This window comes from Heyndrickxia shackletonii, from assembly GCF_001420715.1.
In the GTDB taxonomy this organism is placed as follows: domain Bacteria; phylum Bacillota; class Bacilli; order Bacillales; family Bacillaceae_C; genus Margalitia; species Margalitia shackletonii.
Map to the genome: position 1 here is coordinate 2,807,019 of NZ_LJJC01000004.1, position 22,563 is coordinate 2,829,581.

Consider the following 22,563-nt stretch of genomic DNA (forward strand, 5'->3'; position numbering starts at 1 on the left):
CCACCTTCATATAATTCGATTAGCTTCGTTTGTAATATCCGCATTGTTCTATTGTTCTACAAAAAAAGCAATAATCCTTTCTAAAAACTAATTTCAAAATACGATAATTTAATGTATGTCATTTAAATGTTGAATTAATTGAATAGCTTCATTAACATGTGCTACATCAAAAATTTCGACGTTTGCCTTTAATTCTTTTTGTATTGCTGCCGCTTGTTCAGCATTTTCACTCGGGATAATCATAAATGGAATTCGAGTCTTTTCAACAATTTGAATTTTTTCTTTCATATACCCAATGGATAAAACTTCCCCATTTTCATTAATTGCCCCAGTAACCGCTATATGCAAACGATTTTGAAAGTCACCATTTTTGATATGACCCGATAATGCCAAACCAAGTCCAGCACTGTTCCCTGCATTGTCTGATTGTTTTGTAAAACTACTAACAAATTCTTCTTCTTGCCCTAAATATTGATTCACATTTTCGCCCATTTGTTTTATCGGTTCTTTTTGAAGATGAAGCCACTTTAGAATTTGGCTATTTTTACTGCTATATTTCATTTTATTATCCACTTCTTCAACAGATAGAACATCAGCCTGCTGTTTGGATAAAAGCTCTATAACATCCTGTTTACTTTTCTCGGTTAAATTCAATTGACTGACCCCTACTAAAAAAATTCCGGAACCTTCTAATACCTCACTTGGCTGTTTATATATATTAGCTAGATAAGTTGGAGGATTGTAGATCAATGCTAGTGGAAACTCATAGAGGAATAGAAGGAAGATAATAAAAGTGGCAATCGTGATTTTCCTTTTATTAACACGTTGTTTTCGAAAGACGATTAAGTTTATTAGCAAAATTATTAAACTAAGAAACAATATACATACAAAAACAAATTCATTGATGACATCTTGAAGATATAAAAGTAAAAATAAAAGATAAAAAATAATAGTTAAAACACCGATTATGAAACTTGATTTATTCATTAAATACACATACCCCCTTTTCTCTAAATTATTTTTATTAAAGTAACTATCCTTTTAGGACTAGGAGAAACTTCAACAATAATAAGGATTTATCCTCCTTGAATAAAACGAACACAATAATTTTAGTACAATATTTGTTTTAACATCCTTAAATCTATCAGTAATAAAGAAAAGATTGCTCCTTAGCAATCTTTTGGGATAAAGTTATAAGTTCTGTTCATTCTATTCTCATTTCTCCTCTTGTATGGGATTACTTTTTCTCACTTCATTCTCTATTGTCTGCTTTATTACTTGAGATGCTCGATCAATGCGGATTCTCATTTCAGGTTCTGTATGTTTTGGTAGAAAATCAGTGATCCAGACGAGTATACTTTCGTTATCATTCGCTGCAAAAACTTGAAAAGAAGCATGATGATGAATTAAGGGTGGATTACTTCCCTCGATAACCGAATAAGCAAGGCGATGTGTTCCTTCATCAACCGAAACAATCCGTTCACGTACTACTCCTCCATGCGGGAAAAATAGAATTCTATCATCACCATCTAACCGTGTATCCAAAGTATACCCTGGTACAAACCTTTGATGTACGGCACCGATATCACTTACTGCGTCCCAAACATGTTTAGCATTTGCCTTAATTACGATTTCTTTACGAATAGTAGCCATTCCTTCTCATCCTTAGTAGTTATCATGTTTAAAACATAATGTGTTTTGTAGACCAAATTTTTTGCATAATGATTCCACTACAACTTTCTCTGTTTCAACGTAGGTACCCATTTAACTATCTAATGGCATCTTTGGTAACGACATATAGAGACCTACACACCTTGAAATTGCTAATAATATAGTTATGTAAACTAAAATTAAAAATCCTTCTCATTTTTCCCTCTAGATATAATAAGCTATTTATTAATAACAAATAACAATAGCTCGGGAGATAACAAATTATCTCTATGATATGGGGTTCAAGGACTTTTCACCATATTTATTTAATTTTGTACCAATTTTTCAAGAAACATCTATTTTTTATTTCGCGGCCCAAGCTTCCACCTCTACTTTTATTTCTGGTCGGGCTAACCCTGCAACATATGCCAAGGTAGTAGCAGGTGGCGACTGTTTATGGAATTCACTCCACTTTTTTAAGTACAGCTCCCTATTAATACTTTCGGTTAACCAAATATTTATTTTAAATACATTAGTAACGTCTATGCCTTCGCTTTTTAGTATCGATTTAATATTTTCTAGTGCATTGACAAATTGAGTTTCAATATCGTCAGGTATAGTACCGTTTTTGTCATTACCGACTTGTCCAGATAATACAACCAATTCCGCTTCTTTAGGGATAACGGTTACATGATGATACTGTGCAATTGGGGGTGCAACATTTTCTGGATTTGCTTTTTTTATTTGCATTTGTTTTGCCTCCTTTAAACATATTATACAGATTTTTATAAATATTTAGAAATCCTAGTTAAACAGTTTAACAATATTCTTTAATGATTAGTTCGACGTAAATTGTGCCAACTTTCCCTTAAGTAAAATATCTTTAACAAAAAAAGCGTTAATACCCGTATCTATTTGGCTATATAATTCGTTTATTATAAAGACAGTTTATTTCAATTCCTCTGTTAAACAAAAATGTTTTTTATTAATAAGGAGGTAAGAAGATGAAAATTGCAGCCCTTTATGATATTCATGGAAATTTGCCAGCTCTGAATGCGGTACTACTCGACTTAGAAGAGATCAAACCAGATTTAATTATTATTGGAGGAGATATCGTTTCAGGGCCCATGCCTAAGCAGACATTGGACCGAATATTGTCTTTGACCGACACGATACGCTTCATTCGTGGAAATGGAGACAGGGAAGTGGTTACAGCTTTTGATAGAAAGCCCCTTCCATCAACTATGTCTGAAAAAGGTCGCCAAAAGACCCAATGGGTTGCAGACCAATTAACTAGATCTCATCGAGATTTTTTATCTGAATTACCAGAAACCCTAACAATTAAAGTGGATGAATTGGGAGATATTCTATTTTGTCATGCTACACCAAGAAGTGATGAGGAGATCTTTACACCTATTACCACAGAAGAACGGCTTACAAATATTTTTGCAGATATTCAACAAAAGTTTGTTATATGTGGACACACCCATATCCAATTTGAACGACAATTAGGTAATATTCGTATTCTCAATGCTGGAAGCGTAGGGATGCCATTTGCTGAAGAGCCAGGAGCTTACTGGTTACTGCTTTGCTCAAAAGGTTATGAATTCCGTCGGACCACATACGATTTTAAGTCAGCTGCGAAAGAAATTATAACAAGCAAAGACCCGCAAGCAAATGAGTTTGTTGAAGAAAACTTACTAAATATACCAACTGCTAAAGAAGCGACTGAATTATTAGAACGTATGGCAATGAAGAAATGAGTGGTTTTTTAGAATAACATAGCTTTATACGAATTTATGATTCTTGATGCTAGAACAATTTTAAACACTACGCATTAAAAAGATTTAAAAATATATTTATCTAGAACCTAAGTTGAAGATCAAAAATAAATATAGAAACCTAACTATGGAGTGATTATAAACTCCATAGTTTCTTGTACGCATATAATAAGGTTGTTTTATTTTAAATATATATTTTATGGTTTTACACATAAATTATAATAACGTTATTTAATTACAGAGGTAATTGGCTTCATGTTTAAAAATCCCATAATAAACAAGGTCTTCATATCGGTTTTCCTTCATGACATGTTCTCTTAAGACGCCTTCTTTTTTCATACCTATTTTTTGTATAACTTTTCCTGAGGCTGGATTTGAACTAAAGTGACGTGCAAATACTTTATGGTATTGCTTTTCAATAAAAGCAAATTCAAGTATAGATTTTGCAGCCTCCGTAGCATAACCATTTCCCCAATACTTTTCTCCAACCCAATAAGCAATTTCACCATTATTAACATTTTGATTGTTAGTTAATGCGATTGCTCCATATAAATTTCCAGTAATCTTATCTGTAATGGCGAATTCAAATTTCTTATTATTATTAAAATTTTCAAGGTGACTTTTTATCCAGGATAATGCATCTTCTATTGAATAGGGATAAGGTAGATATAAAGTATTCTTATAAAGATTATAATTATTACATAAATGGCAAACATCTTCTGCATCGGATTCTTTAAATAGACGTAGAAGTAAATTATCCGTTTCTATTGATTTCTCGTTTTTACAATAAATCATCATTTCAACCCCTAAAAAAATTATCCTAATTCATTCTATAAACTTACTCTTATTTCCTTCTTACTATAGTATTCTACCTCGTAAGTGAATAAACAAAAGAGCTGCTATATTATAAATTTGCAGTACTTCCCCCCCTAATCCATCAGTTTTTTCATTCGTAGTCTAAAATACTATATTATAAGTCTCACTTGCCAACTTCCTTATAGTAAATTTCCTTCTTCCTTATCTGACCTCTTCGATGAATGTAAGATAATCCTTTTTGGATTAACTCACCCGACTGTCATCCATGCATCACGATAGAAAATATAGTATAGAGAACTTAAATATCCATTACTATCCATACTAGGTTTAATACAGTCAATCTAATTTATAGATCAGAAAGATACAATCTAATTACAGGTATGGATTCGGTAATCTTTCTGATTGAATAACTAAAGCTGTCATACCCTTAGTGCTCCCTGATGCATGTCCCTCACCCTTTTTCCAAAATACACCTTCTCCACTTTTTAGAGTAATTCTCTTTTCATCTTCGCCTGCTATCCATCCTTCCCCTTGTACTACTACGAATAATTGTGGAACAGGTGCCTCATGATAACCAACAATGCCGTTAGGTTCAATATGGATAAAGCCTATATTAGTTGCTTCTTCTGTTTTTAATATTTTTGAATAAAAAGCTGATTTTGAATGATAATTTCCAATTTCATTACTTCCTTCTTTGTTAAATTTATAAAATTCCATAGATTTTACCTCCAACAAACAACTTTGTTATTTTCGTTTTTTCATGACATAATGAACAGTAATCATAATTTGTTTTTATGCTAGCCTGCCATGTGAATTTCATTACTTTTGTTGAATGAAAATTATTTTCCATACATTATTTTCAGTAATAATTTTAAAATTACCAGTTTGATAAGTGTGGAATATAAGCTACTATCCTTGCAGATTTCCAGTTATTAATATAGTCTTTTTAATATAAAACTTTCTTATCATTAGGATTTATAGATTTATATTCCATAAACTTACACCTTTTTCCTTCATTACCTTCTGCTAATCTTCCTCTCAGTACAGTAAAATTACAAAAAATCTTTTACATATTATTGAGTACATTTCTTTCACAATTTTCCTTAGAAATTCCAGTTAGAATAAATCCAATATTAATGTAATCGAGGGATACGGCCAATTAGCAGATAGATTTCTTTTTCTTCCAACAGTTGTTTTGTTATTATGCCGTGAGCTGAAATTCCATTTAACATAATACTTTGTGGAAACCCGCTTGTCATCTCCATTCAGGCAGCCCATTCATAATAAGGCTTCCAGCATCGGAATTGGTTTATATAACTAAATGTGACTTCTACATTATGCTTATGAAAATTGGACTGGAAGTCGGTGTGTCATTTGGAAACTCCTATCCCGAATTTTCTACTCATTAAGTGTATTTCCATAAGACTTCAAAAAGAAAAAGCCACTAGTAGTGGCCACAGGAAGCATCAATGATAAAAGAATATTAATTAACTGTTATGGAGTAAGTTTCCTTTAAAGATGGAGAATTATTTAAAGTTATCATTTTGTAAGATAATCACTTTTTCCCCGTTTTCAGCTTTCCCAATTTTTTTCGTATTTTCAACTAACCGAAAAATATTATCGCAACACTGTTTGGCACCCATTACTAACAATGGGACACCGATGAAATCAATTTTTAATCCTCTGGAGAAAAATCCACCAAAAGACATTGCGATTGGTACTGTCGGTGAGGTATTGGAAAAAACGATTTTTTCGTTGAATTGATATTTATCTTCCAGTAATAAAGTCAATTCTTTTAATGCTTTAACAACAAGTTTGTTCCTTTTTCGTCCAATTGAATACACGGAATTTCCATCTTCATCAACTCCATGGAAAATAAGTTTTCCAAAATCCTCTTTCGTCAATTTATTAAAATATTTCACATTTAATATTTGATCTGTGGTTAGTTTTTTTTCCGATTGCGGTAATTGTTTTAAATGATATGCCGCAGCCATAGATGTGGTATGTGTTCCACCATAATCATTATAGATATATATCATGCTATCATCCCTAATATGGTTTATCTAAAGTTATTATGGTCTATTATCCCTTTTCTAATTCAATTTTATTTATTGTTCGTACTTTTCATTAATTCTCTATTGATACATCCCATCGTACATAGCTAGCATGCTACTTTAGTTCAGTATTAAATCCTTCATTTAGATATTGTTAACACTTTATCAAACCCATTGTTTATAAAATTTAAAATAAATTTTCTCTTCTTATTGACAACAGTCAAAAAACCTCTTATAGTTTTATTAAAACCATTTTGTTAAAACTAAAAGAAATGAGGTGTAATAACTTTGTATGAACTTCTTGTCTTGTCTTTATTAATGAAATTCCCCTTACATGCATATCTTATTTCAAAAATAGCCAATGACACAATTGGTCCTTGGGAAAGTGTTAGCAGAGGAACTCTTTCGACGATGTTAAACAAACTAGATAAAGCAGGTCTAATAGAAGAAGCGAATCCAAAAAAAGTTCCATTTCCAACAGAAAGACCCTCTCGCACTTTCCAAATTACTACAAAGGGGAAAGCGCGCTTTTATGAATTGATGATGGACACTGAAAAAAATCCAGGGAACTATTCAAAAATTTTTCATAATAAAGCAATCTCCATGGAGTTTTTAAGTAAAGAGGACCAGTACTATTTAGTTAACCACTATATAAAATATTGTCAAAAAGCTATTGATCATATAAAAAAACAACAATTCGAGTTTGATGAAAACCCTGAGCAAGTCGAATCGATGAAAAACACTTCATTTTACGGAACAATTCGCAGTTTAATGGAACTTCAATTGAAGCAATGGGAGCTTGAATTGCAGTGGTCGTATCAATTAAAGGAACAGATTAATACATCTATTAAAAATGAAAAATAAAAAAGGGCGTGAATAACAAATGACTCAAAAATGGTCAAAAGAAGAAGAAAAAATTAATGAGCTATTTAATGAAATGTTTTCTGCATGGAGTAGTGGTGACGGCAAAGCATTTGCGAATTGCTTTACTGAAGAAGTAGATTATGTCACCTTCTTTGGACAACATCTAAAAGGCAAGAAAGAAGTGGAGATTTCCCACCAAAATTTATTCAATGGGATTTTAAAGGGTTCACAAATGCAAGGGCGAATAACTAGCATACGTTTCATTAATGAAAACATCGCAATTGTACATTGTATTGGAAACACGAAAATGCCTAAACAAAAAGATTATCCTAAAAATAGAGAATCCATTAATACTAATGTGCTTGTAAAGCAAAATGAGGAGTGGAAGATTTCAGCGTTCCATAATTGTCGCATAAAGGAACCAAACTTTATAATCAAATGGTTTATGAATAGAAATAATAAATAAAATAAAGTTTGATAAAACCAACTTCATAATTAAAAAGCGTGTTTTTGAAAAAACGAATGGCTAAAACACGCTTTTCTTGTTCACATTCCATGTTATATAAAATGACTTTTTTCTTAATAAAATCACTTTCCCATTGTTGAATTATTTCTAAAGTCCATTGCTCTAAATTTTTAATAAATATTATATTTCCGTTTTTCATAAAACCACAGTTCGTTCTTATGAGGAAAAATTCACTTATAATAAAGTTATTTAAATACAAATTGATCAAATTAATATTTATTTAAGCATTGCTTTTCTTCAGCACCATAACCTTTATTTCTTTGAGTTCTATTTTGCTCTGATTCCAAAACTAAAGGTGTCGTTTTTATAGTTCATTGAACCCCCCTATTTCCTTCCTGAATTTCCATAAAAAACACTACTGTCCCCGCTATATCTTTTTGAATGGATGCACTTTTATTTATAGCTCTTGGTATTGCTTCTTATTATTCTACACATACTATAATCTAGTAATTTGAATAAATTTATGGAGAAAACGGATTTAAATGCAAACTAAAATGAGCTCAACGGAACTCGGTTCACTTTGGACGACATACCATAAAAAAACAATGATCCTTCGTATATTAGAGTACTTTATTGAGAAATCGGATGATAAAGATGCAAAAGATCTAATGTCGGGTTTATGGGAAAAACTCCATCCAAAAGTAATCGAAATAAAAACAATGTTAGAAAATGAAGGAGCAGCAGTACCAATCGGATTTACTAAAGAAGATGTTAATCTAAAAGCTCCAGAGTTATTTACGAACGGCTTCGATATTATGTTTTGCAGGATATTAAAAGAAATAAGCATGGGTATGTATGTACTTCATATGACTATATCTTATCGAAAAGATATTATTAAGTTTTACAAACAACTTACTGAAATAACACAATCCTATTATGAACAGTTCACACAATATCTTCTCGAAAAAGATGTCCTTCCTCATCCTAATTATACTAACATGCCAAAATCAATTGATTTTATCAACGACAAACAGTACATGAATGGAACGAATCTTTTTGGACATAAGAGAACGATAAATACGGTTGAATTTGGAATTCTTTATCATTCCTTCGAGACAAATATCACCGGTATGCAATTAATGAAAGGATTTGCACAATGTGCCAAAGATGAAGAATTGAAGAAATATTTTACAAAAGGAAGCAATCTTTCAAAAGATATCTTAGATAAAACAGGTCAAATCCTCATCCAGAATGGTATTCAGCCACCTGCTACATCCGGAGGAACTGTTACTAGTTCGTCCGAGGCACCATTTTCTGATAAATTGATGATGTTTTGCAACTACCTTTTGTGTGGGTTTAGTCTCGGTGGACAAGGATTTAGTGCAGGTTTTATTTTGCGTAATGATATAATCGCAAAAACAATGTTATTTGCTAAAGATATATATGCATATACACTAGAGGGTGCTGAGCTAATGATCGAGAAAGGTTGGTTAGAGGAACCGCCAAAAATGGATTTATAATATCCAACAAAGCGTCAAAAGAAAAAGTTGTCTAAAAATTGGATTATGTATCAACAAGTCCCAAATTAGAATATTTGATAAATCAGACGGGGAAAATAAAAAAAACCGTTTATTATAACGTTTAAATTGAGGTCATCTATGAATTTTATTTGGGAATCAATGGTAATTTTATTAACAGGTGTTTGTTTAATACGAATTGCAGGTAAAAAAACAGTTGCTCAAATGTCGGGTTTGGAAGTTATAACAATTTTAGCAATTGCATCTACGACTGGTCACGCTATTTCAGAACAAGGATTAATTAAAACCATAATTGCCCTATGTTCTCTTGTAGCACTTCTTTTGCTAATTCAGTTTTTAGCAATAAAATTTAATTTTGTTAAAAGGTTATTGATAGGGAAACCTACACCAGTCATCCAAGATGGTAAAATAATTATGAACAATTTAAAAAAGCTTCGCATCACCGTTGACCAATTGGAATCAAGATTAAGAGAACACGGTATATCTTCCGTCACCGATGTTAAAACTGCCTCTATAGAAATTACTGGGCAGTTTGGATATGAGTTAATGAATCATGCAAAGACCGTAACACTTGGAGACTTAGAAAAGATGATAGAACAACTTCAGTCGAATCTGCTCCAACAACTTCGCGCTATTGAACAAAGAGTTTCTAAAGAAAACATTCAAGAATAACCCTGTTACACAACATAACCATATTAATGAATTTGACATATAAATGTTTTATTGGTCATACCTGAAAATCTTTTCACCCTAATCTAGTTTTATTGTACATTGACTTCGGTTTCGCCAAGGGAATAGTATCTACTTACATAACATGCCCTACTACTACAATAATAATAAAAACAAATGCCTTTATTCTCTGATCACTTTTTTTATAAAAAAATCACCTTTAAGATAAAAAAGGTGATTCTTTGTGTCTATCATAAAATTTACCTGTTTTTCTAATGAATATTATGCTTTCTGAAATTACCACCCTTCACTTCTGCAACGTCATATACAGTAACAAATGCGGAGTCGTCAATTTCATGAATGATTTCTTTTATTTTACTTTCTTCTAATCGGTTAATGACACAAGTAATTTCCTTGAATTTTTCTTTGGAATAGCCACCATATACTTCATTATACGTTGCGCTTCTACCTAAGCGATCACGTATGGTCTCCACCATTAATTCAGGTTGAGTTGTGATTATTTTAAAGGTTTTAGAACCACTTAAACCTTCCTCAACAATGTGGATCACTTTCGATGCAATAAAGTAAGCTATAGCAGAAAGAATTGCCCCCTGAAGTCCGAATACAAATGAAACGAAAATAAATACAAACAAGTTCAGGAAAAGAATGAAGTCACTTGTCCCAAATGGTAATTTTCGAGAAAGTAATACCGCGAGCATATCAATTCCATCTAATGCACCGCCATTACGTAATGCTATACCCATTCCAAAACCAAGAATAATACCACCCACAACTGTAACTAACAACGTATCTCCTTCGATAATCGCTGGGGTATGGTGCAGGAGGCTTGTACCAACAGCTAGAGAAGCTATTCCGATAATGGAATAGATTGCAAAACTTTTACCAATTTGTTTATATCCCAACCAAATAAACGGTATGTTAATAATTGCAATTAGAACTCCTAATGGTAGTCCAAATAATTCGGAACCTACGATACTAAGACCCGTCACACCCCCATCAGAAACGTTGTTTGGGATTAATACCGTTTCTAGTCCATATGCAGCAATAAATCCACCAATAATGATTACCAATCCTCTTAAGAGCATTTTTACAGTTTTTGACTTATGTTTTTTGATTGCGTTCATATTTTCCCTCGCTTCAAATTTATTTTCTTTTTTTAGTTTACCATAAAAATCTTATTTAAGTATTCCAAACACCTTTAGATCTTCAGACTCCAACTTCTTCTTACCAGAGTAGGTTAATGTAAAATATTTAGACGGTATTCATAAACGAACGATGCAATATGTGAAAGTAATTCCTAATGAACTCTTAGTTTGGAAGCCTTCTGAAGATAAATTTTCTATAGGTGATTTATTACGGCATATCGGATCAACTCGATTGATGTTTCTTGGTATATTTGAACATGGTTCGTGGACATATGAAGGACATGATACTAGTAAGGGAGTATCTCTTGAAAATATTTCAAATTATTTAGAGAAATGTCAGATTAAACTAACTGAGGGTCTACTAAGAGTTGGTGACGATGTGTTAACAAAAAAGGTTTTAACCCTTCATGGTCATGAAGTTAGTGCGTGGAGAATACTTATGGCAATTCCAGAACATGAAATCCATCATCGCGGGCAAATTTCAGCCTATTTACAAATAAACGAAATGGAAGCCCCACAAATTTTTGGATTAAAGATTGAACAAGTAAAAACAGTGTAATTTTGTGAATGAGCTTTGGACATCAACCAAAGCTTTATTTTTTGTCTTGTATTACAAATTTCACTCGGAATCTCAATTGAAAAGCAGTTTTTTTTTTTAAAATTAACTTATTTGATAAACAGATGACTAAGAAAAATTACAACACAACATAATCATCTAAATTAAATTAGTAAACCATATTTCCCTATTCCTGCTTGTTTACTAAAGAATTGCCCCGCTGCTTTTTAATAAAATTACTGCAATCAGTTGATTTCCTACTTTATAAAAGAAATAATTTCTGACTTTAATAAAAGCTTATTAGATTTTCATATTTCTCCTTTAATTGGTAAAAATAACTTTTATGAATAAAAAGAAAAGATACCTACCGGAGGAAGCTAGATGCAGGCGCAAACCTTTTCAGATGCTCAAAAGTTCTCCCCTTATTATATTTTTTTTCTTATAGTGATGGCGCAAGTTGGAATAGGTTACCTTGATTTCCAAAAATTCATTACCAAGTTTGCAGGGTACGATGGGTGGCAGGCAGTTATCATTGCAGGGTTGACTACCAATATTGTGATGTGGTTTATGCTAAAACAACTACAAATGGTCAAGGGGGATTTTTGCGATATACATTGGACTATTTTCGGAAAAAAGTTCGGGAATCTTCTAAATATCTTATTTGCTATATATTATTTATGGTATGCAATCACTGTCCTTCGGAACTACATCGCAATTGTTCAGGTCTGGATGTTCCCTGATTTAAGCACTTTTTGGTTTGCGGCAGGCTATATTTTATTATGTATCTATATTGTTTTCGGCGGAATACGGACAATCATTGGGATAGCATTTTTCGCTTTTGTACTCCCATTTTATATCATCTTTATCCAAGGTTTCACGATACAATTTTCCGATTTCCGACACTTTTTCCCAGTCTTTGACCATTCCTTTCATGATGTAATGAAGGCATCAGAAAGTATGTCGTTGTCAAACATGGGCTATGAAACAATCCTTATGTTCTATCCTTTTATAAAGAACCCCAGTAAAGCTAATAAATGGGGACAATTATCATTGATTTTTACTACCGTCTTATTCATATACACATCGTTTCTTTCATTTGCATTCTATTCAAAGGATCAACTGGCAAAGGAAGTCTGGCCAACGTTGACCGCTTTTAAAATTGTAAAATTACCAGTTGTGGAACGTTTTGAATTTATTGGAATCGCCAACTGGTGTATAGTTATTTTACCAAGCATCTGTATATCTCTTTGGTGCGCAAGCAGATTGCTAAAAAGAACAACAAAATTAAAGATGAAATACGGTACACTTATTTTAAGTTTTCTAATCTTAATGGGTTGTATCTTCTTTGATGAAAAAGACAAAATATATATTTTAAATAGTATAATTAATAGTATTGGATTTATCATAGGATATATCTACATCCCCATTTTGTTCGTTATATTATCCATTGTTATGAAGATAAAATCGAATAAGAAAACATAATTCAAAAATGTTTAATTAAAAGTTTAGAATGTATTTTTGAAACTATACAATTCAATGATTAAAGAAATGTTTATCATAATAAAGGATAGATGGCATCATCCCTGCTTCCATCTATCCTTAATGTACTAAAGTATCCACATTTACTTCTATCACACTAGTAAGGCTTCATTTAGTTCAATAACAGAACTACAATTAAACACCCAAATACTTGAAAGCCATGTTTCGGAAATATTCTGTTTATTTAAAAAATGATATCGTTTATAATCTTATTATCAAGAATTAGGAGGTAGTTCAAATGACTTTTCAACAATCCATTCAAATATTTAGGGGTGGAACACTTTCTTAACAGCTAATCAGTGTACCCCCTAATATGCGCATATTGAAATAACATAAAGAGGGGTAACTTATGCATTTTCCAGTAAAAAAATTTTTTTCTTATTACAAGCCTTATTTAAAACTGTATGTTTCCATTTTGGCATGTGCCCTAATTGGATCAAGTTTGACATTGGTATTTCCATTGTTAGTCCGTTATATAACCAAAGATGTTCTAGTTGGAAACCTATCTACTGCCCTAAACAAAGTATTTTGGATTGGCGGATTAATGCTGATTTTAGCAATAATCCAAAATACAGCTAATTTTTTTGTGGACTATAAGGGACATGAAGTAGGTGCCCGCATGGAACGAGATCTTCGTAGCGAATTATTTGCTCATATGCAAAAACTTTCTTTTCGTTTTTATGATAAAGAAAGAACCGGTCAGCTAATGTCCCGAATAACCAATGACCTCTTATTACTTTCCGAATTGTATCATCATGGTCCGGAGGATTATATCAAATATCTCGTCCGCTTTATTGGGGCATTTGTCATACTAATCTTCATTAACCCGCTATTAACGATAGCTGTATTCTGTTTTTTGCCAGTTTTAGGCGTCTTTTCTTTGTATTTTAATAAGCGGTTGAATAAAGGATTAAGACGGAACAAAGAACGAATTGCAGATATTAACGCACAGGTGGAAGATAGTTTATCCGGTATCCGAGTAGTAAAATCATTTACCAACGAGCAAGAAGAAATAAGAAAGTTTAATAGAGAAAATAATCGTTTCCTTCATAGCAGAAAAGATACTTATCGTTCTGAGGCATACTATTTTAATGGAGTAGAAACAGTTATTCAGCTAATCACCATCACTGTAATCGTCTTGGGAAGTGCCAGTATTGTGAATCACAACTTGGATTTAGCAGATCTAATAACTTTCTTGCTGTATATTGGCTATATGATTGAACCAATCCAGAAACTTACTCATATGAGCACACAATTTCAGGAAGGAATTACGGGTTTCCAACGATTTATGGAAATCATGAATCTAAAACCTGACATTGAGAATAAGCCAAATGCTATGTTTCTTGATAAGTTAAGTGGAGAAATTGAGTTTAGAAATGTCTGCTTCCGGTACGAAGAACATTTAAACGATGTTCTTCAGAACATGTCCATTCATATATATCCAGGAGAATATATTGCATTAGTCGGACCCTCTGGTGCAGGAAAAACTACATTTTGCTCACTGATCCCACGCTTTTATGATGTTACAGATGGAGAGATATTGTTGGACGGAATGAACGTTCGTGATATAGATCTCCAAACCTTAAGAAAGAATATTGGTATCGTGCAGCAAGATGTCTACCTTTTTTCTGGTTCGATATTGGAAAATATCCGTTACGGAAATCCTTCTGCAAGTGACAATGAAGTTATCGAAGCAGCAAAGCATGCAAATGCCCATGAATTTATCATGAGTATGCCAAACGGCTATCATTCCGAGATTGGTCAGCGAGGTGTTAAGCTTTCAGGTGGACAAAAGCAACGTCTAAGCATTGCTCGTGTTTTATTAAAGAATCCGCAAATTGTTATTTTTGATGAGGCTACGAGTGCACTGGATAACGAAAGTGAAAGTATCGTCAAAGAATCTCTGGAAGCATTATCAAAAGGTCGTACAACAATTGTTATTGCTCATCGCCTCTCTACAATTCGCAACGCACAACGAATCATCGTGCTTACGAAGAAAGGAATTGTGGAACAAGGTACACATGATGAATTGCTTATAAAGGGAGGAGTGTATGCACGACTATATTCCAAACAGTTTGAATTAGTTTAATGGACGAAATATTTTACCGGCTCTTTTTGCTATAGAGCCGGTTTTTATTATTGCTTACTCCAAAATACATACTTATTTTAAATGAATGCACCTGAAATTTAGTAGAACCAATAGTTTTTTTATTTTAAGACCGATAAAATTTAAATAAATAAAACCATTAAATCCTCGTCAAAGTACTCTCCATTATCTTTTAAAGCATTCCGTTCTACACCATAGACATCGAATCCTAAAGAGGTATATAATTTCTTGGCAGCAACATTGTTAGAAACTACCGTTAAATTTAATTGTTCCAATCCATTGGAATTTTTTGCTTTTCTTATTAATTCTTCCAAGAGTAGCTTTCCAACCCCCATCCCTCTTGTTTCCGGTGCTACAAACATCCCGTAAATATTTCCTTTATGAGCAGTTTTAAGACTGGTTTCACGCATAAAAGTGACGATTCCGACTAACAAATTTTGCTTATCAAAAGCACCCAGAACAAAGTTGTCTTTTGATGGTCTTATACGTTCTTGAACCATTTGCTCCGTGAACTCCACTTCTCTCTCAAAAGTCGACCCAAATGCTTCAGGGTTCATTTTTAATGCTTTCAATCGCAATTCTTGGAAAGTAACTGCATCTGACTCCGTTAAAATACGAATATTCAATGGCCTCTCCTCTTTTCTATATGAAGCTTTTTAGAAATAATAGTAATGTTTGTATATTTACTTCATTCTCCTTCTCGATACTCTAAAATATCTCCTGGCTGACAATTTAATGCTTTACAAATTGCCTCCAATGTCGAGAACCTAATCGCTTTTGCCTTTCCATTTTTTAGGATAGAAAGATTCGCCATGGTAATTCCTACCTTTTCAGTAAGCTCAGTTACACTCATCTTCCTTTTGGCTAACATTACATCTAAATTCACAATAATAGCCAAACCACCACCTCAGACTGTCAAATCATTTTCGTTCTTGATTTCCATTATACTTTTAAGAAGATTCTGAAGGACAGCTGTAAAGAGTGACACTACTATAGTTACAAAGCATATTACAAAACCAATAACAGCAATTCCAGGATGCAGTGCATTTTGTGTGAGAAGAAAAATCATACCAATTATATAAAGACAGAAGATTGTTAAAGCACACTTCTTAATCCTTTTCAATGAAATGATCGTAAGCTCCGAAAATGCATTTTCTTTTTCAATGTAATTTAAAAGCTTCATTCCATGGAACAATGCCAGAAAAAAAGGAAGAGCGGTTGCATAAAGTCCAAAAAGGACTGGCAATCTCAAATAGGCAAACTCTGGATTCATCTCCGAGGAGTATTTCGCGATCTTAGGTAACCCGAAAATACAAGCTCCAAGGACGATTACTCCAATTATCATAATCGCAACTTTTAAACCTGTTGTTGTACCCCGTTTCATATCTCACCTCACCTTTCGTTTTACCAATATAATACAATTTAATTTATCGATAATCAATAAACTTTTATCAATTATCATTAAAACAATCAAAATATCATCCTTGTTTTTCCACGCAAAATTTTTTGTTGTAGAAAAAAATTATATGTATTCATTTTAATAATTATTTAATAATCAGTTGTTAAAATAAACGACAGTTAGTTATTATATTAGTGCTTTCATACTGGAGGAGCGAACTTGAAAAAGAATTATGTAAAAATTACTCTGGATTTCCTAATGGCATTAACCTTTGCTTTATTAATGGACCCTAAAGTTCTTAGTGGTTTACCGTTTCACGAAATTGCAGGTTTGATTTTCGGAGTTGCCATTCTTACACATATCGCATTAAATTTTCGCTGGGTAAAAAATACAACGGTGAAAATCTTTGATCCAAAGCTTCCTTTTAAAACGAGATTGAGTTATTTATTAAATATCCTTCTATTAATTTCGATGTCTACTATTATTATCACTGGAATTTTTATTTCAAGAGTTGTATTCCCGGGTTTAGCTATTAATGGTAATCATATGATACGTGGTTTACACAATCTTGCAGCTAATGGAACCCTTGTATTAGTCGGTTGTCATCTTGGAGTACATTGGCAATGGATTAAGGGAGTTTGCCGAAAGATTTTTAAATCAAAAACAGGACAATGGAAAAAAGGTGTTCTTGCATCAGTAATTCTATCAATTGTTTTATTAGCTGGTGGAATCCAGTGGTATTCTTCAGTTCAACCTGCATCAGGAGATTTTAAGCAATTTGCACAGAAAAGTGATATTCAATCGTTTAATAGTGGAAATGTAAATGGATCTCATTTCCAAGGACCTCCTAATGGAACATTCCATGGACATGATGAAGGAAAATTTGGACACCATGGTGGTGGTAGTCCATTCCTCGTGATTCTTCAGTATTTGGGGATATTTGCTATTATCATAATACCAGTTTACTTTATAGATAAACGATTCCTATCGAAGAGACGGAATCAAAAAAGCTTACAGTTAAAACATAATGAAGGATAATCTAATCATTTTCATGTAAAAAAGAAGATGTTGCGCACATCTTCTTTTTTATATGAGCGATATATTATATAACATTTTCCTGGGGTAGATATCGCAACATATGTTTCACTTTAACTTTTGGTATGTAATTAACGATGGCGAAGGGCTAAACGGAAAGAATTTAAGCATTTCCAAAGAATAGATATCGGTTGTATCAATTTCTCCCTTTATTATTTTATAACCATTTTTTCTAGCATATCTCGTCTGATAAATGGTTAATAAGATTACCAGATTAATATCAATACTTTCCGCTGCTCCTCTCCAACCAAATTCCAAAACATTAGGATTTTCCCCTGTATGTAATAATGCAAATCCCAATATTTTATTTTCGTCTGTAATTGCTATGTAACTACCGTCCAGCAAAGTATCTTCATCGAATATCAACTTTTCCCATTTTGTTAAATCATGAATACCTGGTGGATTGGCTTCATGTGTGATTTCGTAAATTTTCTTTACAAAAGGAACTAAGTTTTCCTTTAGATCCACGTTATTTAAAATATCTCTTAAACTTTTTATCGAAGTTTTTGGAAAGCAATTTTTTTGTATAAATTGAGTTTCAACATTCACTAACGAAGAAATATTTAAAGAAGCTATATATGTTCTTCTTATCTCCGAGAAACTATTTTTATCATAGAAGTCTTTCAATGAATAAAAAGTCTCCCATATAGAGGTTTGAAGGGGTATAGCATTGCTATTAAATGCTTCAACATACTTTAATAGCAGCTTTTCAATCCCTGCTTTTCTGTATAAAGGATGAAGTAATATGGAGAAGTAAGTACAGTATGGATGGAAAGTAGTTTTCCACGCTGTGATAGCAGCAATAACTTCTTCATTATTTTTGGCAATATATGTACAAATATTCAGAGGGCTTTGCCTCCCTCTTTCAAAATACATTTTTGAGTCATTATCATCAACATAACAAACAAATAATAGTTGGTTTATCGAATCTTTATAATTGGAATTATATTGTTCTATCGAAATTTTCAATATTAGTCACTTCATTTCTATATGAAAAGATTATTTTTATTAGGTCATTTGTGTTTTATATAACTTTTTTATAGTCCTAATCCTGCCACTTTCTGAAGAGCTGTTGGTGGAGGTCCATTTTCGAGACGCTTATGAATCAAGTTTGCGCAATCCTTTGGGCCTAACACCGATGTGTCCACTGTCATGTCATAAATCCCAGGAACATGAACAAGCTCCTGCCATAAACTGATTGGTCTTGGAATTTTCCCATCTTCGGTATAACCGACTTTCCAAGTCTCATGCCGTCTTTCCATAATATTCTCAATAGGACATTTAACTCCTACGAACAAAACCGGAAGACCTTTAAGTATCCGAGCACAATTAGGCAGAATCCCTAGCGGGGTTGAATACCCATCATGGTGACCAACATCTACCACAACATTCAGTCCATATCGGCTATAAATTGCCACTGATTCATACATGGCCTGATACATCACATTAATAAGGGGTTCGAGGTCAGGTCGTTCACCACCGGGACGCAGTCCTATACCTGGTTGATAACGTTGAGGGTCATATTCATAAACTGATCTACCCCTAGATTCATCCATACTCCCTCAAATGTATTCTGTATTTCAGTGGCAATACTGGATTTCCCTGATCTTGGTGCACCGTTAAGAATGACGATGTTCCCATGGTCATTTTGATTTAACACTGGTTTCATCCCCTTTAAGCTTAATTCCTTAAATGGATTATTAAAAAGAAGATTTGTTGTGATTCTATATCATAAACCTTAAGTCTTTTGAGAAAAGTCTTTTTATATAATCATCCACTTCGAAAATATCCACCTAATCTTTTTCTATTTTAATATTAAGCACCGAAAGTCAAAAACAGTTTCAAAGTTTGTTGTTAAATATACGATTGCTAAGTTGAGCAGATATTTTCACCTGTGATCCCCCCACTTTTTTAAATTTATAAAAAAATAGCTGTCTAAGCAGCTACATATTAATTATTATGAACAAACTATTTTTTAGTCCATCTATTTTTATAAAGTTTTGTAACAGTTAAGATTACAGTCCCTTTTTCATGAATCCTTATGCCTGTGATAAGAGAGGATGTTTAAAAGTTTCCGGAAATGGAACATTCCCTAAATTTCTAATAAACAATGTCTCCCCTTCTTCATGATATGGTTTATTTTTCATTTTTAAATGGTTTTCATCATCTGGTGTAAAGTGAAATATTACTTTTTTCATCCCATTCGGTACTATTTTATTCAGTATCGTTTCTAAGCAAAATTTCTTCTTAGCGATTAAATCATAAATATGAACAGTATCCCCTTCTTCATGTAAAACCACAATAACATTATCCTCTTCTAAATAGTATAAATTATTTCGAAACACACTCGAACAATAAAACATAAGTATGCCATGGGAATTAGTCGAACCAAAGATTTGAGAAACCGGCACTCGGTCTTTTGCAAATTCATAGATAAAATGCAGATCAGTATGACTATTACCATCAAGTTTTTTAAGTGGTGTTCGTCCTGGGGAAGAATTATAGTTATCATAATAAAATTGAGTTTCTTTTACCATTTCAAATCCAAATTTCGGATAATAGTTTAGTACTGAATCATTAGCAAATAAGTACATGAAATCACATATTTTCTCATAATCCTTTATAACTTTCCGCATAAGCTCGCCTGAAAGGCCATTATTACGAAAATCTGGATGTGTCATAACGGTGCCAATTTGTACTGCGCTCTTTTCCTCATCATTTATGAAAAAATTCAAGAGATTAATAGAAACATTAGCAATCACTTTTTCATCCAAGACAAAAGAGTACGGGATATACCTTTCATTCCAAAAACCATATTGGTACCATTCCTCAAACCTTATTCCAAATACACTGTTTGCAAGTTCATTAAAGCTCGAACGTAATTTATTATTATCCTTATAATCTTTTATAAAAGTTATATTATTCATACGTGTATCCCTCACTAATATAAATCCACAACTATCTGTAGCCTTCTTTTATTTCGCCAACCTTTCGAAGTAATCCTCTATTTATTATGATATTGAACACTTGTTCAAAGGATTATTTCACTTCTTATTAATAACCTTCGATTTTATCAACTACTAGATACAAGCTTCGAATGAATCTATGTAAGAAAAGGTGTGATAATGTATGAATCCATCATTAGCCTGAAAGTGAAGAAAGAAGATAGCTTAGTTCAACCTTTTACCTTCCGTTCCTAATATTTAGAGCTTTAAGCTGATAATGTTCGAATCTAAACTAAAGGTTTATTACTTCTTTAATTCGGTAAAGCTCCGGACAAAAAACTCTCGAAATTTACGTTCCGCCACGGACATATAGCGCCCTTCAAGCCATGCAATTTGGTAGGTACGCTGACAAATAGGATTATCAATTTGCACTAAATGAAATGATGTCTCTATTTTTTCAATTAAGGTTTCCGGCATAAACGCAATACCAATTCCCATCCGTATGAAATGACCTACTGCAGAATGTTCGTCGACTTCACATATAATATTCGGAGTAAATCCTGCTTTTTGGCAAAATTCATCCGTCATTTGTCGGAATGGATTCCCTTGCTTTATACAAATAAAAGGATCATCAGCTACTTCACTCAAGTCTATGTTACTCCTATTAGCAAATCGATGTGTATGAGGAACAGCTAGTAAGATTTTTTCAGTGAGAAAGGACAATCCCTCTATCCCCACCTGCTCAATGGGAGGGAAAGTGATACAAAAATCGATTTCTCCATTTCGGAGCTGTTGCACCTTTTCCTTCTCTGAAGCTTGAGTGATTTGAAGTTTGACATCGGGGTGCAAGGATATAAAAGAACCTATTACGTCGGAAAAGCATTTATGAGTAGTTGTTGCTAAAGATACACGCCCTCTCTCCATTTCCGCAAGATCTTCAATTTCTCTTCGTCCCTCTTCAAGCAACATCAGTGCCATTTCTACTTTTTTCATATACACTTTTCCGAATGAGTTGAGTCGAATGTTCCTTCCTTTACGATCAAATAACGGTACACCCAAATCCTCTTCCAACCTAGCGATGGTTTTACTGAGAGCAGGCTGCGCGATGCGAAGCTCTTGCGCAGCCTTCGTCATATGCTCTAACTTAGCGACTTTTAGAAAATAATGCAGTTGCAGTAGCTCCATGCTCGTCACTCCTTCATTCATATACTCTAGTATATATAGAGATATATTAATATGTCTTTTTATTTATTAATAATCAATTATAGAATAAAACATGTAAGCAATAAAAGCTTGCAAAGAGTTTAGAGGATTTGAATATAAGTATTAAGATTTACCTGTTTCCAATTTGATGGAGTATTTTTTTAAAGGATAATAATAGGGGTAAATAATTATAACTATAGAGGAGATGTGTAACCTTTGAAACTAAACCATATCAATCTAACGGTCACCGACGTAAACGCTGCTCGAGAGTTCTTGGAGAAATATTTCGACCTACAAACCAAGAGCACGCATAGGGATTCATTCGCTGTACTATTAGACGATGATGGATTATTGCTCACATTGATGAAAGGTACTCAAGTCGATTACCCTAAGTCCTTTCATATAGGTTTTTCGCAGGAAAGCGAGGAGCGGGTGAACGAGATCTATCAGCGCTTGAAGAATGATGGATTTAATGTTAATCCGCCAAAAAGGGCTCATCGCTGGACATTCTATGTTAAAGCCCCGGGTGGATTTACCATCGAGGTTCTTAGTTGAATGATGACATTCAATAACCGTTCGATTGCAGAACATGTCAAAATCGTAATCATGTGATTACATTTTAAAATATTGTGAAGGGATGATTATCTATGAATAAAGATCAGACGATTCGATTAATTAGTCTTTTCAAACAAGAAAAAGCGATTATAAATTTTTC

At 33.0% G+C, this 22,563-nt stretch carries 23 protein-coding genes and 2 pseudogenes; 10 read left to right on the plus strand and 15 right to left on the minus strand.

Annotation, left to right across the window (positions count from 1 at the left end; translation table 11 throughout):
• Nucleotides 1-108: 108 nt before the first annotated feature.
• The 3 genes from AN964_RS13355 to AN964_RS13365 form a co-directional block, all read right to left on the minus strand.
• On the minus strand, nt 109-987 hold the full coding sequence (locus tag AN964_RS13355; protein ID WP_055740153.1) for a S16 family serine protease: 879 nt from the start codon (nt 985-987) through the stop codon (nt 109-111).
• 228 nt (nt 988-1,215) lie between these two features.
• Nucleotides 1,216-1,653: an SRPBCC family protein gene (locus AN964_RS13360; protein WP_055740154.1), complete on the minus strand. Its 438-nt coding sequence runs from the start codon at nt 1,651-1,653 to the stop codon at nt 1,216-1,218.
• A 360-nt stretch (nt 1,654-2,013) separates the two neighbouring features.
• Nucleotides 2,014-2,400, minus strand: a complete 387-nt coding sequence (locus AN964_RS13365; RefSeq protein ID WP_055740155.1) for a RidA family protein — start codon at nt 2,398-2,400, stop codon at nt 2,014-2,016.
• Between the two features lie 254 nt (nt 2,401-2,654).
• Here AN964_RS13365 and AN964_RS13370 point away from each other — a divergent pair, with 254 nt between their 5' ends.
• Entirely contained in the window at nt 2,655-3,413 is a 759-nt protein-coding gene (locus AN964_RS13370; RefSeq protein WP_055740156.1) for a metallophosphoesterase family protein, read from the plus strand.
• A 249-nt stretch (nt 3,414-3,662) separates the two neighbouring features.
• On the opposite strand, the gene AN964_RS13375 is transcribed toward AN964_RS13370, so the two are convergent.
• From AN964_RS13375 to AN964_RS13385, 4 genes are all read right to left on the minus strand, one after another.
• The gene (locus tag AN964_RS13375; RefSeq protein ID WP_055740157.1) at nt 3,663-4,226 is read right to left on the minus strand and encodes a GNAT family N-acetyltransferase; all 564 of its coding nucleotides are present in this window, start codon (nt 4,224-4,226) and stop codon (nt 3,663-3,665) included.
• A gap of 393 nt (nt 4,227-4,619) precedes the next feature.
• A complete protein-coding gene (locus AN964_RS13380; RefSeq protein WP_055740158.1) occupies nt 4,620-4,964 on the minus strand; it encodes a cupin domain-containing protein in 345 nt (114 codons plus the stop codon).
• Between the two features lie 416 nt (nt 4,965-5,380).
• Entirely contained in the window at nt 5,381-5,512 is a 132-nt protein-coding gene (locus tag AN964_RS27305; protein ID WP_268888327.1) for a hypothetical protein, read from the minus strand.
• A gap of 261 nt (nt 5,513-5,773) precedes the next feature.
• A complete protein-coding gene (locus AN964_RS13385) occupies nt 5,774-6,286 on the minus strand; it encodes a DUF3189 family protein (RefSeq protein WP_055740159.1) in 513 nt (170 codons plus the stop codon).
• 303 nt (nt 6,287-6,589) lie between these two features.
• Here AN964_RS13385 and AN964_RS13390 point away from each other — a divergent pair, with 303 nt between their 5' ends.
• The 4 genes from AN964_RS13390 to AN964_RS13410 all read left to right on the plus strand — a co-directional run bounded on the left by AN964_RS13390 (nt 6,590) and on the right by AN964_RS13410 (nt 9,841).
• Nucleotides 6,590-7,165, plus strand: coding sequence for a PadR family transcriptional regulator (locus AN964_RS13390; RefSeq protein ID WP_055740160.1), 576 nt, complete (start codon nt 6,590-6,592; stop codon nt 7,163-7,165).
• Between the two features lie 19 nt (nt 7,166-7,184).
• Nucleotides 7,185-7,631, plus strand: a complete 447-nt coding sequence (locus AN964_RS13395) for an SgcJ/EcaC family oxidoreductase (protein ID WP_055740161.1) — start codon at nt 7,185-7,187, stop codon at nt 7,629-7,631.
• Between the two features lie 542 nt (nt 7,632-8,173).
• Nucleotides 8,174-9,151, plus strand: a complete 978-nt coding sequence (locus AN964_RS13405) for a DUF3231 family protein (protein WP_055740163.1) — start codon at nt 8,174-8,176, stop codon at nt 9,149-9,151.
• A 138-nt stretch (nt 9,152-9,289) separates the two neighbouring features.
• Nucleotides 9,290-9,841: a DUF421 domain-containing protein gene (locus AN964_RS13410; protein ID WP_055740164.1), complete on the plus strand. Its 552-nt coding sequence runs from the start codon at nt 9,290-9,292 to the stop codon at nt 9,839-9,841.
• A gap of 269 nt (nt 9,842-10,110) precedes the next feature.
• On the opposite strand, the gene AN964_RS13415 is transcribed toward AN964_RS13410, so the two are convergent.
• Nucleotides 10,111-10,983 (minus strand): YitT family protein, encoded by an 873-nt coding sequence (locus AN964_RS13415; RefSeq protein WP_055740165.1) that lies wholly within the window; start codon nt 10,981-10,983, stop codon nt 10,111-10,113.
• A 133-nt stretch (nt 10,984-11,116) separates the two neighbouring features.
• Between AN964_RS13415 and AN964_RS13420 the strand changes: the two are divergent.
• The 3 genes and pseudogenes from AN964_RS13420 to AN964_RS13430 form a co-directional block, all read left to right on the plus strand.
• A pseudogene (locus AN964_RS13420) lies at nt 11,117-11,563 on the plus strand (DinB family protein); the annotation flags it as partial.
• A 378-nt stretch (nt 11,564-11,941) separates the two neighbouring features.
• Entirely contained in the window at nt 11,942-13,042 is a 1,101-nt protein-coding gene (locus AN964_RS13425) for a GerAB/ArcD/ProY family transporter (protein WP_055740167.1), read from the plus strand.
• Nucleotides 13,043-13,448: 406 nt separating this feature from the next.
• Nucleotides 13,449-15,188 carry an ABC transporter ATP-binding protein gene (locus AN964_RS13430; protein WP_055740168.1) on the plus strand — a complete coding sequence of 580 codons (1,740 nt, stop codon included), beginning with the start codon at nt 13,449-13,451 and terminating at the stop codon, nt 15,186-15,188.
• A gap of 140 nt (nt 15,189-15,328) precedes the next feature.
• On the opposite strand, the gene AN964_RS13435 is transcribed toward AN964_RS13430, so the two are convergent.
• The 3 genes from AN964_RS13435 to AN964_RS13445 all read right to left on the minus strand — a co-directional run bounded on the left by AN964_RS13435 (nt 15,329) and on the right by AN964_RS13445 (nt 16,590).
• Nucleotides 15,329-15,832, minus strand: a complete 504-nt coding sequence (locus AN964_RS13435; RefSeq protein ID WP_055740169.1) for a GNAT family N-acetyltransferase — start codon at nt 15,830-15,832, stop codon at nt 15,329-15,331.
• 62 nt (nt 15,833-15,894) lie between these two features.
• Entirely contained in the window at nt 15,895-16,104 is a 210-nt protein-coding gene (locus AN964_RS13440) for a helix-turn-helix domain-containing protein (protein WP_055740170.1), read from the minus strand.
• Between the two features lie 9 nt (nt 16,105-16,113).
• Nucleotides 16,114-16,590, minus strand: coding sequence for a DUF2975 domain-containing protein (locus tag AN964_RS13445; protein WP_055740171.1), 477 nt, complete (start codon nt 16,588-16,590; stop codon nt 16,114-16,116).
• Nucleotides 16,591-16,824: 234 nt separating this feature from the next.
• Between AN964_RS13445 and AN964_RS13450 the strand changes: the two genes are divergently transcribed.
• Nucleotides 16,825-17,643: a DUF4405 domain-containing protein gene (locus AN964_RS13450; RefSeq protein ID WP_200915589.1), complete on the plus strand. Its 819-nt coding sequence runs from the start codon at nt 16,825-16,827 to the stop codon at nt 17,641-17,643.
• 105 nt (nt 17,644-17,748) lie between these two features.
• On the opposite strand, the gene AN964_RS13455 is transcribed toward AN964_RS13450, so the two are convergent.
• The 4 genes and pseudogenes from AN964_RS13455 to AN964_RS13470 form a co-directional block, all read right to left on the minus strand.
• A complete protein-coding gene (locus AN964_RS13455) occupies nt 17,749-18,669 on the minus strand; it encodes a GNAT family N-acetyltransferase (protein WP_055740172.1) in 921 nt (306 codons plus the stop codon).
• 68 nt (nt 18,670-18,737) lie between these two features.
• Nucleotides 18,738-19,369, minus strand: a pseudogene (locus AN964_RS13460) (chloramphenicol phosphotransferase CPT family protein).
• Between the two features lie 370 nt (nt 19,370-19,739).
• Nucleotides 19,740-20,627 carry a GNAT family N-acetyltransferase gene (locus AN964_RS13465; RefSeq protein ID WP_055740173.1) on the minus strand — a complete coding sequence of 296 codons (888 nt, stop codon included), beginning with the start codon at nt 20,625-20,627 and terminating at the stop codon, nt 19,740-19,742.
• A 321-nt stretch (nt 20,628-20,948) separates the two neighbouring features.
• The gene (locus AN964_RS13470) at nt 20,949-21,830 is read right to left on the minus strand and encodes a LysR family transcriptional regulator (protein ID WP_055740174.1); all 882 of its coding nucleotides are present in this window, start codon (nt 21,828-21,830) and stop codon (nt 20,949-20,951) included.
• Between the two features lie 234 nt (nt 21,831-22,064).
• On the opposite strand from AN964_RS13470, the gene AN964_RS13475 reads away from it, so the two are divergent.
• Entirely contained in the window at nt 22,065-22,403 is a 339-nt protein-coding gene (locus AN964_RS13475) for a VOC family protein (protein ID WP_055740175.1), read from the plus strand.
• Nucleotides 22,404-22,563 lie beyond the last annotated feature (160 nt).

Excerpts from the sequence above, each read along its gene's own strand:
- AN964_RS13405 (WP_055740163.1), top strand. The coding sequence starts at position 8,174 with ATGCAAACTAAAATGAGCTCAACGGAACTCGGTTCACTTTGGACGACA.
- AN964_RS13360 (WP_055740154.1), bottom strand. The coding sequence starts at position 1,653 with ATGGCTACTATTCGTAAAGAAATCGTAATTAAGGCAAATGCTAAACAT.
- AN964_RS13445 (WP_055740171.1), bottom strand. The coding sequence starts at position 16,590 with ATGAAACGGGGTACAACAACAGGTTTAAAAGTTGCGATTATGATAATT.
- AN964_RS27305 (WP_268888327.1), bottom strand. The coding sequence starts at position 5,512 with ATGGAGATGACAAGCGGGTTTCCACAAAGTATTATGTTAAATGGAATT.
- AN964_RS13380 (WP_055740158.1), bottom strand. The coding sequence starts at position 4,964 with ATGGAATTTTATAAATTTAACAAAGAAGGAAGTAATGAAATTGGAAAT.
- AN964_RS13385 (WP_055740159.1), bottom strand. The coding sequence starts at position 6,286 with ATGATATATATCTATAATGATTATGGTGGAACACATACCACATCTATG.
- AN964_RS13365 (WP_055740155.1), bottom strand. The coding sequence starts at position 2,400 with ATGCAAATAAAAAAAGCAAATCCAGAAAATGTTGCACCCCCAATTGCA.
- AN964_RS13430 (WP_055740168.1), top strand. The coding sequence starts at position 13,449 with ATGCATTTTCCAGTAAAAAAATTTTTTTCTTATTACAAGCCTTATTTA.
- AN964_RS13395 (WP_055740161.1), top strand. The coding sequence starts at position 7,185 with ATGACTCAAAAATGGTCAAAAGAAGAAGAAAAAATTAATGAGCTATTT.
- AN964_RS13425 (WP_055740167.1), top strand. The coding sequence starts at position 11,942 with ATGCAGGCGCAAACCTTTTCAGATGCTCAAAAGTTCTCCCCTTATTAT.
- AN964_RS13470 (WP_055740174.1), bottom strand. The coding sequence starts at position 21,830 with ATGGAGCTACTGCAACTGCATTATTTTCTAAAAGTCGCTAAGTTAGAG.
- AN964_RS13415 (WP_055740165.1), bottom strand. The coding sequence starts at position 10,983 with ATGAACGCAATCAAAAAACATAAGTCAAAAACTGTAAAAATGCTCTTA.
- AN964_RS13370 (WP_055740156.1), top strand. The coding sequence starts at position 2,655 with ATGAAAATTGCAGCCCTTTATGATATTCATGGAAATTTGCCAGCTCTG.
- AN964_RS13465 (WP_055740173.1), bottom strand. The coding sequence starts at position 20,627 with ATGAATAATATAACTTTTATAAAAGATTATAAGGATAATAATAAATTA.
- AN964_RS13410 (WP_055740164.1), top strand. The coding sequence starts at position 9,290 with ATGAATTTTATTTGGGAATCAATGGTAATTTTATTAACAGGTGTTTGT.
- AN964_RS13355 (WP_055740153.1), bottom strand. The coding sequence starts at position 987 with ATGAATAAATCAAGTTTCATAATCGGTGTTTTAACTATTATTTTTTAT.
- AN964_RS13375 (WP_055740157.1), bottom strand. The coding sequence starts at position 4,226 with ATGATTTATTGTAAAAACGAGAAATCAATAGAAACGGATAATTTACTT.